Source organism: Pseudomonas sp. FDAARGOS_761 (genome assembly GCF_013343155.1).
GTDB lineage: Bacteria > Pseudomonadota > Gammaproteobacteria > Pseudomonadales > Pseudomonadaceae > Pseudomonas > Pseudomonas aeruginosa.
This window is the reverse complement of the sequence record NZ_CP054572.1, coordinates 2,885,506-2,900,088: the sequence shown is the minus strand read 5'-3', so window position 1 is coordinate 2,900,088 and position 14,583 is coordinate 2,885,506. Positions and strand designations below refer to the sequence as shown.

The following is a 14,583-nucleotide window of genomic DNA, read 5'->3' as shown; positions in this document are numbered from 1 at the left end:
TAACGCATAAAAGTGTGTCACTTTTAGCGGCGCATCGACGTCGTAGAATGGAGCGGGCGCCGACCGCCAGGTCGGTGCCCGAAGCAACTCGGCACAAGGACTGGCTGACATGATTTCCGTCTATCAACTCAAACCGCGCTTTCAGAATCTTCTTCGTCCCGGCGTGCAGCGCCTCTACCAGCGCGGCATCACTGCCAACCAGGTGACCCTGGCGGCCTGCCTGCTGTCGCTGCTGGTCGGCGCGCTGGTCGCCGGTTTCGCCAGCCATCTCTGGCTGTTCGCCCTCGTTCCGCTGTGGATGTTCCTGCGCATGGCGCTGAACGCGGTGGACGGCATGCTCGCCCGCGAGTTCGGCCAGAAATCCGACCTGGGCGCCTACCTCAACGAACTCACCGACGTGATCGCCGACAGCGGCCTGTACCTGCCGTTCGCCCTGTTGCCGGGAGTCAATCCGCTGTGGGTGGTGCTGGTGGTGCTGCTGGCGGTGATCAGCGAATATGCCGGTGCGCTGGGCACCATGGTCGGCGCTTCGCGCCGCTACGACGGCCCGATGGGCAAGAGCGACCGGGCGCTGTGTTTCGGCGTGATCGGCGCCGGGGTGGCCAGCGGCCTGTTGCCGCTGGCCTGGATCGACTGGCTGATGTTGCTGATCGCGGCCCTGCTGCTGCTGACCATCGGCAACCGTGTGCGCCAGGGCCTGGCCGAGCTGGCCGCGAGTCGGCGGGGCCGCGACGACCAGGCCTGAGCGGGAATGGGCGAACGCCATGGAGGTGGGCGCCCGCAGGAAGCAACCCCGCCGGGTTCCCGGCCGGGGCAACGACATAGGGACATCACATGCGCGACGTACAGGAATTGCGTTTCACCACCCACGACGGGGTAGAACTCTTCTACCGCCACTGGCCGGCCAGCCGCCCGGCGCCGGACGGCACGCGCCAGGCGGTGCTGCTGTTCCACCGCGGCCATGAGCACTCCGGGCGGATCGCCCACCTGGTCGACGAACTCGACCTGCCGGAACACGACTTCTTCGCCTGGGACGCCCGTGGCCACGGCCTCTCGCCAGGCGCCCGCGGCGACAGCCCGAGCTTCGCCACCAGCGTGCGCGACGTACAGACCTTCGTCGACCATATCCAGGCCGTCCACGGTATCGCCGAAGAGCGGATGGCGGTGGTGGCGCAGAGCGTCGGCGCGGTGCTGGTTGCCACCTGGGCCCACGACTACGCGCCGAAGGTGCGCGCACTGGTGCTGGCTTCGCCGGCGTTCCAGGTCAAGCTCTACGTGCCGTTCGCCCGCAGCGGGCTGAAACTGATGCGCCTGTGGCGCGGCAATTTCTTCGTCAACAGCTATGTCAAGGCACGCTTCCTCAGTCACGACCCGCAGCGGATCGCCTCCTACGACAGCGACCCGCTGATCGCCAAGGCGATCTCGGTGAACGTCCTGCTCGGCCTCTACGAAGCTGCCGAGCGGGTGGTAGCGGACGCACAGGCGATCCAGATTCCCACCCAACTGCTGATTTCCGGGGCCGACTTCGTCGTCCATCGTGCGCCGCAGGAGCGCTTCTTCGAGCGTCTCGGCAGCCTGCGCAAGGAAAAGCACATCCTGCCCGGCTTCTTCCACGACACCCTTGGCGAGCGCGATCGTCACCTGGCCGTCGGCCGTGCCCGGCGCTTCCTCCTCGAGGCATTCGCCACGGTCCCCGAACGACCGAGCCTGCTCGATGCCGACCGCCTGGGTCATACCTGCGCCGAGGCCGAGGCGCTGGCCGCGCCGTTGCCGAAGAACTCGCCGCGCGATCTCTACTGGCGCGCCACCCGTGCCGGCCTGCGCCTGGGCAGCCTGTGGTCGGACGGGGTCAAGCTGGGCTTCGACACCGGCTTCGATTCCGGCAGCACCCTCGACTACGTCTACCGCAACCAGCCCAGCGGCAGCGGCCCGCTGGGTCGCCTGATCGACCGCAACTACCTGGACTCCATCGGCTGGCGCGGCATCCGCCAGCGCAAGCTGCACGCCGAGGAGCTGCTGCGCCTGGCCATGCAGCGGTTGCGCGAGGAGCAGCGCGAGGTGCGCATCGTCGACATCGCCGCCGGCCACGGCCGCTACATCCTCGAAGCCCTGCAAGGCGTCGAGCCGCTGCCGGAAAGCATCCTCCTGCGCGACTACAGCGAGATCAACGTGCGTGACGGCAGCGCCCTGATCGAAAGCAAGGGCCTCGCCGGCATCGCCCGCTTCGTCAAGGGCGATGCCTTCGATCGCGCCGACCTGGCGGCGCTGCAACCGAAGCCGAGCCTCGGGGTGGTTTCCGGGCTCTACGAGCTGTTCGCCGACAACCGCATGGTCGGCGACTCCCTCGCCGGCCTCGGCGAGGCGTTGGAGGAGGGCGGCTACCTGGTCTACACCGGACAGCCCTGGCACCCGCAGCTGGAACTGATCGCCCGCGCGCTGACCAGCCACCGCCAGGGCCAGGCCTGGGTGATGCGGCGCCGGACCCAGGCGGAAATGGACCAACTGGTGGCCGCCGCCGGCTTCCGCAAGATCACCCAGCGGGTCGACCAGTGGGGCATCTTCAGCGTATCGCTGGCGCAGAAGGTCGCCCGCTGATGGCGCCGCGCGAGCCGGGGGTACTGAAGCGGGCGGTGCTCTGGCTGCTGTTCCTCGGCCCGTTCTTCTTCGCCAGCTATGGCCTGGCCAACTGGTTGACCAGCCAGCGCGGCGACGTCGGCAGCCTGGTCTTCGACTGGGAACGCGGGATGCCGCTGTGGCCCTGGACCATCCTGCCGTACTGGTCGATCGACCTGCTCTACGGCCTGTCGCTGTTGTTGCCGCGGGACAAGCGCGAGCTGGACACCCACTGCCTGCGCCTGCTCAGCGCCCAGGTGCTGTCGGTGACCTGCTTCCTGCTGTTCCCCCTGCGCTTCACCTTCGAACGGCCGGAACTGGGCGGCGTGTTCGGCTGGCTGTTCGACGTGCTGATGGGGTTCGACAAACCGTACAACCAGGCACCGTCGCTGCACATCGCCCTGCTGGTAGTGCTCTGGGTCTGCTACGCGCGCTACGCCAGCGGCGCCTGGCGCTGGCTGCTGCATGGCTGGTTCGCGCTGATCGGGCTGTCGGTGCTGACCACCTGGCAGCACCATTTCATCGACGTGCCCACCGGCGCGCTGGCCGGTTGGCTGTGCGTCTGGCTGTGGCCGCAGGCGCAGCCCGCGCCGTTCGCCCGCGCCAGCCTGAGCCGCGACCGGCAACGGCGGCGGCTGGCCGCTCGCTATGGCCTCGGCGCGCTGGCCTGCGCCGCCGTCGCCTTTGCCGTCGGCGGTGCGGCGTTGTGGCTGTGCTGGCCGGCGCTGGCGCTGGCGCTGGTGGCGCTGAACTACCTGCTGTTCGGCGCCGCCGGCTTCCAGAAGGGCAGCACTGGCCGCCTGAGCGCCGCCGTGCGCTGGCTGCTGGCGCCATATCTGCTTGGCGCGCGGATCAACGCCTGGCTCTGGACCCGTCGCCGGCCGCAGCCGGACGAGGTGCTGCCGGGCCTCTGGCTGGGGCGCCTGCCGTCGTCCGCGGAACTGGCCGACGGCCGCTTCCGCGCATTGCTCGACGCTACCGCCGAACTTTCCTGCGAGCCGCAGGGGCTGGCCTATCGCAGCCTGCCGTTGCTCGACCTGGTCGCGCCGGACGTCGGGGACTGCCGGCGCGCCGCCGCGCTGATCGACGAACTGCTGGCGCAAGGGCCGCTGCTGGTGGCCTGTGCCCTGGGCTATTCGCGCAGCGCCACGCTGGTCGCCGCCTGGCTGCTGCTCAGCGGCCGCGCGGCGGACGTCGAGTCGGCCGTGGCGGTGTTACGCCGGGCGCGACCGCAAGTGCTGCTGGGCGAGGCCCAGCGGCGGACCCTCGCGGCGCTGAGCGGGAGCGTGCCGGAGCCGTCGGCGGAACTGGGCGAGGTGCGCCATGCCTGAGCAATCCCTGGCCCTGGTGGCGGCGCTGCTGCGCCGTGGCCGCGAGATCGACCGGCTGTCCGCCGCACTGACCCTGCTGGCCATCGGGCTGGGCCTGTATCAGGCCGTGCAGGGCATCGGCTGGCGCTATTTCGCTGCGGCGATGCTGGCGATCGCCATGCTCGGCCTGTGGCAGAAGTACTGGGCGCTGCGAGTGGCCCTGGACGCCGAACTGTTCGAACGTTTCAGCCGCGCCGGCGACAGGCTGGAGGCGCAGACCCAAGACCTGGACCGGGCCCTGGCCGACCTCGGCCTGGCCCGCGCGGACGCCGCGGGGCGCACCTGGAACCAGCGCAGCCGCGGCGCCCTGCGCCTGCTACGCTGGCAGGCGCTGGCCTGTGGCGCCCAGTTCCTGCTGGCCTTGTCGTGCCTGTTGTCGATCCCTCTATTCAACGCTCAAACCTGAAGAGTCTTCCCATGCTCGAATCAGTCGTCGCCTATGGCATCATCGCCGGCGCCCGCGCCATCACCGGCTTGCGCAGCCTCTGGCTGGGCACTACGCCGATCCCCAAGCAACGCATCTATTACGCCAACCACAGTAGCCATGGCGACTTCGTCCTGCTCTGGGCCTCGTTGCCGCCGGAGGTGCGGCGGCGTACCCGGCCGGTGGCGGGCGCCGACTACTGGAACAAGGCCGGGCTGCGCAGCTACGTGATCAACAAGGTGTTCAACGGCGTGCTGGTCGACCGCCAGCGCAGCGATGCCAATGCCAATCCGCTCGAACCCCTCGACCGCGCCCTGGACGGCGGCGACTCGCTGATCATCTTCCCCGAGGGCACCCGCAACCTGGACGATGAGGTCAAGCTGTTGCCATTCAAGAGCGGTATCTACCACCTGTCCCTGGCCCACCCGGAGGTCGAGCTGGTGCCGGTCTGGCTGGCCAACCTCAACCGGGTCATGCCCAAGGGCCGCATGCTGCCGTTGCCGCTGCTCTGCACCCTGAGCTTCGGCAAGCCGCTGGTCGCCACGGCGGAAGAAGGCAAGGAGGCGTTCCTCGAACGAGCGCGCATGGCCCTGCTGGACCTGGCGCCGGAAGAGGAGGCCTGAGATGAACGAACAGACCTGGATGCTCTTCGGCGGGATCGGCGCGCTGCTGCTGCTCGCCTCGCTGGTCGGCTTCGTCCTCAAGTGGCGCGCCGGTCCCGGCCCGAACGCGGTGATCGACAACCTGAACGCGCGGATCAACGCCTGGTGGGCGATGGTCCTGGTGATCGGTTTCGCCTTCTGGCTCGGCCAGGCGGCGGTGATCCTGCTGTTCTATGGCGTGTCGTTCTACGCCCTGCGCGAGTTCATCACCCTCACCCCGACCCGGCGCAGCGACTACCCGGCGCTGGTGGCGGCGTTCTACTTCGTGCTGCCGATGCAGTACCTGCTGATCTACATCGACTGGTACAGCATGTTCTCGATCTTCATCCCGGTGTACGTGTTCCTGCTGTTGCCGATCCTCGCCTCGCTGGGCGGCGACACCAAGCACTTCCTCGAGCGCGCCTCGAAAGTGCAGTGGGGCCTGATGCTGGCGGTGTTCTGTATCTCCTTCGTGCCGGCGCTGCTGACCCTCGACATTCCCGGCTTCGAGGGGCGCAACCTGCTGCTGATCGCCTACCTGGTGATCGTCGTGCAGCTCTCCGACGTGATGCAGTACATCTGCGGCAAGCTGTTCGGCAAGCGCAAGATCGCTCCCAACCTGTCGCCGTCGAAGACCGTCGAAGGCTTCGTCGGCGGCATCGCCCTGGCCACCGCCATCGGCGCCTCGCTGTGGTGGATCACCCCGTTCAACCTCTGGCAGGCGGCGCTGATCGCGCTGCTGATCAACCTGCTGGGCTTCTTCGGCGGCCTGGTGATGTCGGCGATCAAGCGCGACCGTGGGGTCAAGGACTGGGGGCACATGATCGAAGGTCACGGTGGCATGCTCGACCGCCTGGACTCGGTGTGCTTCGCCGCGCCGATCTTCTTCCACGTGGTGCGCTACTGGTGGACGCCCTGAGGTTCGCCCGTCGCCGTTCCCCGCCGTGTAGGCAGCCAGGAAATTGCGAGCGATAGAGACCCGTAGGGCGGATACCGCCACAGGCGGTATCCGCCGAAACCCCGGATAAGCGGCGGATAACCGCAAGCGGTGATTCGCCCTACAACCAGGCTCCGGCATATGGAGACGTGACCGCAGCTTCACTGTCTCAGAGATTGACCAGGCGCATGCCTTCCTCGCTATAGCGACTGCCGGCGACCGCCTCGGCGGGGAAGATCGCATCCAGCTCGGCCAGTTCCGCCGCGCTCAGGCGCAGTTCCGTCGCGGCGACGTTCTCCTCCAGGTAGCGCCGCTGCTTGGTGCCGGGAATCGGGATCAGGTCATCGCCCTGCGCCAGCACCCAGGCCAGCGCCAGTTGCGAGGGTTTCACGCCCTTGGCCGCGGCCAGTTCGCCGACCTTGTCCACCAGCTTCAGGTTCTTCGCGAAGTTCTCGCCCTGGAAGCGCGGGCTGAAACGACGGTAATCGTCGGCGGCGAAGTCTTCCGGGCGCTTCAGGGTGCCGGTAAGGAAACCTCGGCCCAGCGGGCTGTAGGGGACGAAGGCGATGCCCAGGCGACGGCAGGCGGCGAGCACCCCGGTGTCCTCCGGATCGCGAGTCCACAGCGAGTACTCGCTCTGCAACGCGCTGATCGGGTGCACCCGGTGGGCACGTTCGAGGGTTTCCGCCGAGGCTTCGCTGAGGCCGATGTGGCGGATCTTGCCGGCCTTCACCAGGTCGGCGAGGGCGCCGACGCTGTCCTCGATGGGCACCTGCGGGTCCATGCGGTGCTGATAGTAAAGGTCCAGGCGGTCGGTACCGAGGCGCTTCAGGCTGCCTTCGATGGCGCGGCGGATATACGCCGGGCTGCCGTCGACGCCGCGCGCCTGGGGATTGGCAGGGTCGCGGACGATGCCGAACTTGCTGGCCAGGAACACCTGCTCGCGTTTGCCGCGCAGGGCCTCGCCGAGCAGTTCCTCGTTGCTGTGCGGGCCGTACATGTCGGCGGTATCGAAGAAGTTCAGCCCGAGTTCCACGGCGCGATGCAGGGTGGCGATGGCCTCCTGGCGGTCGCCGCCGGTGGTGTAGAAGTCGGTCATGCCCATGCAGCCGAGGCCGATGGCGGAGACGGAAGGGCCGTTGTGGCCGAGTTGACGGGTTTTCATGTGTCGAGCCTCGCGGGAGGGAAGGAAAACGCCGTCATTCTTCGCTCCGCATTGGCCTGGATAAAGCCCATAATTACGGTTTTACCATTCGTATTTTCCAAATAATCGAGGACGTCCGATGGATCGTTTCCAGGCCATGCAGGCCTTCACCCGCATCGTCGAGCTGGGCGCCTTCGGCAAGGCCGCGGACAGCCTGGAGCTGCCGCGCGCCAGCGTGACCCAGGCGATCCAGCAATTGGAGGCGCACCTTGGCGTGCAGTTGCTGCAGCGCACCACCCGCCAGGTCAGCCTGACCCTCGACGGGCAGGCCTACTACGAGCGTTGCGTGCGCCTGCTGGCGGACCTGGAGGAGGCGGAAAGCTGCTTTCCACGCGTCCTGAACAACCCGCGCGGGCGCTTGCGGGTCGACCTGCCGGGCGCACTGGGGCGGATGCGGGTGATTCCGTTCCTGCCGGAGTTCTGCGAGCGCTACCCGGAACTGGAGCTGCAGTTGAGCAGCAACGATCGCCTGGTCGACCTGCTGCGCGAGGGTGCGGACTGCGTGCTGCGGGTCGGCGAGCTGCACGATTCCAGCCTGGTCGGCCGGCACCTGGCCGACCTGCCGCAGGTGACCTGCGCCAGCGCCGCCTACCTGGAGCGTCATGGCCATCCGCGGCAGCTCGCCGAACTCGGCGGGCACCTCGCGGTGAACTACCAGTCGCCTTCCAGCGGGCGTACCGCCGACTTCGAGTTCAGCGTCGACGGGCGCCTACGCACGCTGCCGATGCGCAGCCGGGTCAGCGTCAACAACGCCGATGCCTACGTCGCCGCCTGCCGGGCCGGGCTCGGGCTGATCCAGGCGCCGCACTATCACGTCGCCGCCGGCCTGGCCGACGGCAGCCTCCGACAAGTGCTCGGCGAATGGTTGCCGCCATCGCTGCCGCTGCATGCCGTGTATCCCTCGCAGCGCCAGTTGTCGCCGCGGGTGAGGGTGTTCGTCGACTGGCTGGTGGAACTGTTCGGTCGCCAGGCGGCCGGCGAGACGCAATGAGACGCAGGCTTCCTGGTGAAGATTTTTCTCGATTTCGCCGGGATAACCTCGTTAGGATCGGCAGCCTTGGCCTGTCGAGCAGGGATGTTCGTCCGAGTTCCGGATGCCCACTGCCGCCAGGCCGCATTCATTCGAACAAGAATAAGGATCGCTGATGGAAAGCTTGCAGAAGTGGGTGGTCGACCTGAACGGCGTGGTCTGGGGGCCGTTGATGCTGGTGCTGATTCTCGGCACCGGCCTGTACCTGATGCTGGGGTTGAAGTTCATGCCCCTGGTGCGCCTGGGAGTCGGCTTTCGCCTGCTCTGGCAGGGGCGTAGCAAGGATGACGAGAGCAGCGGCGAGATCAGCCCGTTCCAGGCGCTGATGACCTGCCTGGCGGCCACCGTCGGTACCGGCAACATCGCCGGGGTGGCCACGGCGATCTTCCTCGGCGGCCCGGGCGCGCTGTTCTGGATGTGGTGCACCGCGCTGGTGGGAATGGCCACCAAGTTCTCCGAAGTGGTGCTGGCGGTGCACTACCGCGAGAAGGATGAGCGCAACGAACACGTCGGCGGTCCGATGTATGCCATCAAGAACGGTCTGGGCAAGCGCTGGGCCTGGCTCGGCGCGGCCTTCGCGCTGTTCGGCGGGCTCGCCGGCTTCGGTATCGGCAACATGGTCCAGGTCAACAGCATGGCCGATGCCCTGGAGGTTTCCTTCGGCGTGCCCGACTGGGTCACCGGGGTCGCCACCATGCTCGTCACCGGGCTGGTGATCCTTGGCGGCATCCGCCGTATCGGCAAGGTCGCCGAAGCCCTGGTGCCGTTCATGTGCGTCGGCTACATCGTCGCCTCGGTGATCGTCCTGGTGGTCCATGCCGAGGCGATTCCCGGCGCGTTCCAACTGATCTTCACCCACGCCTTCACGCCGATCGCCGCCACCGGCGGCTTCGCCGGCGCAGCGGTGATGGCGGCAATCCGTTTCGGCGTCGCACGCGGGATCTTCTCCAACGAGGCTGGCCTCGGCACCGCCGGCATCGCCCAGGCCGCCGGCACGACCCATAGCGCGGTGCGTTCGGGCCTGATCGGTATGCTCGGCACCTTCATCGATACCCTGATCATCTGCAGCCTGACCGGCCTGGCGATCATCACCTCGGGCGTCTGGACCAGCGGCGCCAGCGGCGCGGCGCTGTCCTCGGCGGCGTTCGAGGCGGCGATGCCGGGCGTCGGCCACTACATCCTGTCGTTGGCCCTGGTGGTGTTCGCCTATACCACCATCCTCGGCTGGAGCTACTACGGCGAGCGCTGCTGGGAGTACCTGGTGGGCACCCGGGCGATCCTGCCGTTCCGGATCGTCTGGACCCTGGCGATTCCGTTCGGCGCCATGACCCAGCTGGACTTCGCCTGGCTGGTGGCGGATACCCTCAACGCGCTGATGGCGATTCCCAACCTGATCGCCTTGCTGCTACTGAGTCCGGTGGTGTTCCGCCTGACCCGGGAGTATTTCGCCAAGGCCAGGAGTTGAGCCTCGGGGGACGGCGACGCTCAAACCCGAGGTTTTCGCTCGGGTAAAGCGTGCTAGCATCGTCGCCGGCCCCGAATGCTTCCGCTGCCGGCCACAGGGCCGGCGGCTTCTCACTGACTAGAAGGATCAACGCAATGGCTCAAGTGACTCTCAAGGGCAACCCGGTCAACGTCGATGGCCAGCTCCCGCAGAAAGGCGCCCAGGCTCCGGCCTTCAGCCTGGTCGGCGGCGACCTCGCCGACGTGACCCTGGAAAACTTCGCCGGCAAGCGCAAGGTGCTGAACATCTTCCCCAGCGTCGACACCCCGACCTGCGCCACCTCGGTGCGCAAGTTCAACGTCGAGGCCGGCAAGCTGGCCAACACCGTGGTGCTGTGCATCTCCGCCGACCTGCCGTTCGCGCAGAAGCGCTTCTGCGGCGCCGAAGGCCTGGAGAACGTAGTCAACCTGTCGACCCTGCGCGGTCGCGAGTTCCTCGAGAACTATGGCGTGGCCATCGCCAGCGGCCCGCTGGCCGGCCTGGCCGCGCGCGCCGTGGTGGTGCTCGACGAGCAGAACAAGGTGCTGCACAGCGAACTGGTCGGCGAAATCGCCGACGAGCCGAACTACGCGGCGGCCCTGGCGGCTCTCTGAGCCCCACGGCCAACCCGCTTCGTCCCATGACCGTCGGCCAGGCTGGCTGGTAACGGGCGAACCCGATTCCCTTGGCTGCTCGCCTCGGGCCATGAGCAGGGCGGATAATCGCAGCGCGGTCATCCGCCCTGCGTCGCAGAGACGCAGCGCTAGCGCATGGCGACCTGATGGCGCCGGCTGACGCTGGCGAAGGCGCTCCGGAACGCCTGCATCTCTTCCTCGCTGCCTACCGTCACACGGACCCAGTTGGGCCAGGAGGCCCACGGGCGGCCGACGTGCACCCGCTGTTTCTCCAGTTCGGCGATGACCAGCTCGGCGGGACGGCGCATATCCACCATGAAACAGTTGGACTGCGAGGCGGTGCAGCGGAAGCCCTGCTGGCGCAGCCAGGCGATGGTGCGCTCGCGGACCTCTGCGTTCTGCTGCTTGCGCCGTGGCACCAGATCGTCGTCACGCAGGCTTTCCAGCCCGGCGTGGGCGGTCGGCGAGGGCACCACGTTGTGGCCGCCGAAGCGCTCCAGCCGCGCCAGCAGCTGCGGATGCCCGATGGCCAGGCCGAGCCGGGCGCCGGCCATCCCGTAGAGTTTCGAGAAGGTACGCAGGACCAGCACATCCTGGCGCTGGACGGCCAGGCCAACGACGCTGGGTGCGTCGGAAAAATGGATATACGCCTCGTCGACCAGCACCACGCTGCGCTCGGGCTTGCGTTCGATCGCCCTGACGATCCGCTCGTGCGGGGTGAGGGTGCCGGTCGGGTTGTTCGGGTTGCAGATATAGATCAGCCCGGCGTCGCGTTGCGCGGCGGCGAGCATGCGCTCGATGTCGTGGGCCGCCTCGGCGTCCAGCGGCACGGCAGCGACCTTCGCCCCCTGGACCTGGGCGGCGCCGACCACGGAGTCGTAGGAGGGATCGGCCATGACCAGTCTGCGCTCCTTGCCGGTGAACGCCGCGACGGCGTATTGCAGCGGCTGGCGCGAGCCGCAGTAGGCATGCACGCATTCGGCGGGGATGCCGTTCTGCTTGGCGAACAGGCCGACCAGGGCGTCCTGCGCGTCGTAGTCGTAGCGGCCGCAGAGCGCGGCCGCCTGCTGCATGGCGGCCCTGGCCTTGGCGGAGGGGCCGTAGGGGCTTTCGTTGAAATCCAGGAAGGTCTCTTGCGGCTTCCCGGCGGCGCTTGTCGCGCCGCTCCCGGCGAAGGCTCGCGGGCTCAGCAGGATGCTGCTGGAGGCCAGGGCGGTCAGGGTCACGAACGAACGACGACTCAAAGCGGGCATAGCTTCACCTCCGTGTACCGAATGGGATATGCGTGCGGTGGGTTCCTCTCGGGCGTGTGTCACCAGAGTGGAGAACGAGGAGGGAGCCGGTCCGTTTATGGTGGCGTGATAATGGCGCCAGAATATCGGCGGGTGTTCTTCGGATTGCGCACGCGGCGCTCCCGGGCGGCGAACCGCCGGGGAGCGCCGCGCGGGCTCAGAGCGTGAGGGTGAAGCGCCCGGTCAACGCGCCCGGCAGGTGCATCGAGTCGGTCTGGCGTTCGCCGTAGGTATTGCTGGACAGGCGCAGTTCGCGCTCGTGGCTGAGGTCTTCCAGGTGGGCGCCGAGGAAGCTGTACAGGCTGTCGTCGAAGCGCATGGTGCTGACCGGCGCCCGGATCTGGCCGTTCTCCACCCAGAAGGTGGCGAAGCGGGTCATTCCGGTCAGGCGTGCGGCGGGCATGTCCGAGTAGTTCAGGTACCACAGGTTGCCGATGTACAGGCCGGTATCCAGGGCCTCGAGGATGCGCGCCTGCTCCAGGCTGCCGCCGGCCATGTCCAGCGCCGTGGGCGCCTCGTTGGCGCCGGCGCCATTGGCTACCAGGCCATATTCGCGGGCGCTGCGCGAACTCACCAGGCGTCCGCTCAGGCGGCCGTTGCCGACCAGTTCGACCTCGGCGCGCGGCGAGCCTTCCGCGCTGAATGCCGGGGAGGGCGAGGTGGCAGGGCGCTCGGCGAGGTTCAGCAGCGGGCTGAGCAGGGCGTCGCCGTTCTGCAGGCGTTGCAGGGGGCTTTCGCCGGTAGCCAGGGCGCGCGCGGAGAAACCGCCCCAGCAGAGCATCTGCATGACTTCTTCGAGCGCCGCCGGCGCCAGGTAGGCGCGGTAGTCGCCGGGGCGCAACTGGCGCAGCGGCTTGCCCAGGTGGCCGAGCTGCTCCCGGGCTTGTTCGAAGCGCCGGGCGAAGGCTTCGTCGTCCCAGCGCTGGCCGGCGTAGTCGGCCTTCACCGCCTGGCCGTTGCCGTGGAACAGGCTCCAGTCGAAGTTGAAGCTGCTGCCGGCATGCCAGCCGAAGGCGCCCCAGGAGTTGGCGAAGCCACGGAACAGCGGTCCGGCGGCATAGATGCCGACCAGGTCGAGGTCGCGCGCCCGGCGTTCGAGGCTGGCCAGCAGCGCGCCGCTGTCGGGCGCTGCGCCGAGGTCCTGGTTCTCTCGCTGCCAGGCCGAGGTGTCGAGCAGCAGATAGGGATCGGCGGGAATCCAGGCCAGGCTCTGGCGCAGTTGCCGAAGGCCTTCGACCAGACGCTGGCGGTCTTCTTCCGGCGCGCCGGAGAGCGTCAGGTCGAGGCTCGCCTGGCGTTCGTCGCGGATCAGCCGGAGCAGCGCGCTGGCCTGGCGCACCCGACCGGCCTGGCGCACCCGCGCCCGGTTGAAGCGGATGAACTCGGAGTCCTCGGCGCTGTACCAGAGGGTGAAGTCCTCGCCCTCGGCCAGGTGTCGGCGCAGGTCCTCGGCGAGGGCTTCGAAATGCTGTCTCTGGTGCATCAGGCGTCTCCCCCGAATACGTCCACATCGCTGAATACGCAGGCCGGCGAGGCGTGGCCGACACGGATCACCTGGTTCGGCTCGCCCTTGCCGCAGTAGGGGGTGCCGAGCACCTCGAAGGTGCCGGCGTCGCCCACCGCGCTGAGGTTGCGCCAGAACTGCGCGGAGATGCCCCGGTAGTTGGGGTTCTTCACCACGCCCTTGAGTTCGCCGTCCTCGATCAACTGGCCCCATTCGCAGCCGAACTGGAACTTGTTGCGTGCGTCGTCGATCGACCAGGAGCGGTTGTAGGACATCAGCACCCCGCGCTCGATACCGCCCACCAGTTGGGCGAAGCTCTTGTCGCCGGGCTCCAGGTTGAGATTGGCCATGCGGTCGATGGGCGCGCGGTTCCAACTGCTGGCGCGGCTGTTGGCGACGCCCTCCAGGCCGCTGCGGTGTTGCGACAGGGCGCCGCCGAGCGGGCGCAGCAGGCGGCCTTCGCGGATCAGGTATTCCTTGCGCGCGGGGCTGCCGTCGTCGTCCTGGCGGTAGCTGGCCAGTTCCTCGGGGATTTCCGGGTCGAAGCTGACGTTGAGCAGGCTGGAGCCGTACTGGTAGCGACCGAAGTCCTCGGTCTTGATGAAGCTGGTACCGGCGTAGTTGCGCTCGTCGCCGAGGATGCGATCCAGCTCCAGCGGGTGGCCGATCGACTCGTGGATCTGCAGGATCATCTGGTCCGGCATCAGCAGCAGGTCGCAACGGCCGCTCGGGGTGTTCGGCGCCGCCAGCAGTTGCAGGGCCTGGTCGGCGATGCGCGGCGCGGCGCCGACCAGGCCGAGGCGCTCGATCACTTCGGCGCCGCCCTGCTGGCCGGCATGGTGGCCGCCGAAACTGCGGGTCTGGCTGTCATGGCCGTCGTAGGCGGTGACGCTGGCGCCGGGATAGACGAAGCGCTGCTCGTGGTATTGCTCGGCGCCGGCGCTGTTCAGGTAGAGCTGTTCCTGGCGGCTGACTTCGAGGAATACGCTCCAGTTCACCAGGCGCTCGTCGCGCGGCACCTTGGCGGACTCCTCGGCGAGCAGTTCGTAGCACTCGGCGAGGGAGGGGAAAGGGGCGTCCTGGTTCGGCGAGCGATACTGCGAGCGGCCGCTTGCCGGCGGCAATCCGCGGACGTCGAACAGGGCGTGCCGGGCGATCCGCTCGGCTTGCCGTTCGGCCTGCTCCAGGGCGGCCTGCAGGCCGGCCGCGGAGAGATCGTTGGTGGCGGCGTAGGCTTCCACGCCGTTCAGCCGTACGCAGAGCATGGCGCCGCGGTCCTGGCTGAAGTGCGGCGGTTCGCTGACGTTGCGGCGCACCGAGAGGTACTCGCCGCTACGCTGGACGTAGCGCAAGGAGTGGAATTCGGCGCGACTGCGGAGCGCCGCGAAGCGGTGTTTCAACGGGTCGATCATCTGTGCGTCCCTGGCCGATTGCGGAGTGGGCGAGTGCA

13 protein-coding genes are annotated in these 14,583 nt (G+C 68.2%); 9 read left to right on the top strand and 4 right to left on the bottom strand.

Annotated features, from left to right (window positions below; translation table 11 throughout):
• The first annotated feature begins 109 nt into the window (after positions 1-109).
• From FOC67_RS13255 to FOC67_RS13230, 6 genes are all read left to right on the top strand, one after another.
• Complete coding sequence (locus FOC67_RS13255) at positions 110-745, top strand: CDP-alcohol phosphatidyltransferase family protein (RefSeq protein ID WP_009314143.1); 636 nt, start codon at positions 110-112, stop codon at positions 743-745.
• A gap of 89 nt (positions 746-834) precedes the next feature.
• Positions 835-2,595 (top strand): bifunctional alpha/beta hydrolase/class I SAM-dependent methyltransferase, encoded by a 1,761-nt coding sequence (locus tag FOC67_RS13250; protein ID WP_009314144.1) that lies wholly within the window; start codon positions 835-837, stop codon positions 2,593-2,595.
• A complete protein-coding gene (locus FOC67_RS13245) occupies positions 2,595-3,944 on the top strand; it encodes a phosphatase PAP2/dual specificity phosphatase family protein (protein ID WP_009314145.1) in 1,350 nt (449 codons plus the stop codon). Before FOC67_RS13250 ends, FOC67_RS13245 begins: the two co-directional genes overlap by 1 nt.
• Positions 3,937-4,389, top strand: a complete 453-nt coding sequence (locus FOC67_RS13240; protein WP_003089966.1) for a hypothetical protein — start codon at positions 3,937-3,939, stop codon at positions 4,387-4,389. The genes FOC67_RS13245 and FOC67_RS13240 overlap by 8 nt, the downstream gene beginning before the upstream one ends.
• An 11-nt stretch (positions 4,390-4,400) precedes the next feature.
• The gene (locus FOC67_RS13235) at positions 4,401-5,030 is read left to right on the top strand and encodes a 1-acyl-sn-glycerol-3-phosphate acyltransferase (RefSeq protein WP_003112154.1); all 630 of its coding nucleotides are present in this window, start codon (positions 4,401-4,403) and stop codon (positions 5,028-5,030) included.
• Between the two features lies 1 nt (position 5,031).
• Positions 5,032-5,967 carry a phosphatidate cytidylyltransferase gene (locus tag FOC67_RS13230; RefSeq protein WP_003089962.1) on the top strand — a complete coding sequence of 312 codons (936 nt, stop codon included), beginning with the start codon at positions 5,032-5,034 and terminating at the stop codon, positions 5,965-5,967.
• 187 nt (positions 5,968-6,154) lie between these two features.
• Here the strand turns inward: FOC67_RS13230 and FOC67_RS13225 are convergent, their stop codons facing one another.
• Positions 6,155-7,150, bottom strand: coding sequence for an aldo/keto reductase (locus tag FOC67_RS13225; protein ID WP_003089960.1), 996 nt, complete (start codon positions 7,148-7,150; stop codon positions 6,155-6,157).
• 118 nt (positions 7,151-7,268) lie between these two features.
• Between FOC67_RS13225 and FOC67_RS13220 the strand changes: the two genes are divergently transcribed.
• From FOC67_RS13220 to tpx, 3 genes are all read left to right on the top strand, one after another.
• Positions 7,269-8,180: a LysR family transcriptional regulator gene (locus tag FOC67_RS13220; protein ID WP_009314146.1), complete on the top strand. Its 912-nt coding sequence runs from the start codon at positions 7,269-7,271 to the stop codon at positions 8,178-8,180.
• A 154-nt stretch (positions 8,181-8,334) separates the two neighbouring features.
• Positions 8,335-9,684, top strand: a complete 1,350-nt coding sequence (locus tag FOC67_RS13215; protein ID WP_003089954.1) for a sodium:alanine symporter family protein — start codon at positions 8,335-8,337, stop codon at positions 9,682-9,684.
• A gap of 134 nt (positions 9,685-9,818) precedes the next feature.
• Positions 9,819-10,316: a thiol peroxidase gene (tpx, locus tag FOC67_RS13210; protein WP_003089950.1), complete on the top strand. Its 498-nt coding sequence runs from the start codon at positions 9,819-9,821 to the stop codon at positions 10,314-10,316.
• 149 nt (positions 10,317-10,465) lie between these two features.
• Here tpx and FOC67_RS13205 read toward each other — a convergent pair whose 3' ends face one another.
• From FOC67_RS13205 to FOC67_RS13195, 3 genes are all read right to left on the bottom strand, one after another.
• A complete protein-coding gene (locus FOC67_RS13205; RefSeq protein WP_009314147.1) occupies positions 10,466-11,590 on the bottom strand; it encodes a pyridoxal phosphate-dependent aminotransferase in 1,125 nt (374 codons plus the stop codon).
• Between the two features lie 196 nt (positions 11,591-11,786).
• A complete protein-coding gene (locus FOC67_RS13200; RefSeq protein WP_003089937.1) occupies positions 11,787-13,112 on the bottom strand; it encodes a TldD/PmbA family protein in 1,326 nt (441 codons plus the stop codon).
• The gene (locus tag FOC67_RS13195) at positions 13,112-14,545 is read right to left on the bottom strand and encodes a TldD/PmbA family protein (protein WP_003131289.1); all 1,434 of its coding nucleotides are present in this window, start codon (positions 14,543-14,545) and stop codon (positions 13,112-13,114) included. Before FOC67_RS13195 ends, FOC67_RS13200 begins: the two co-directional genes overlap by 1 nt.
• Positions 14,546-14,583: the final 38 nt, after the last annotated feature.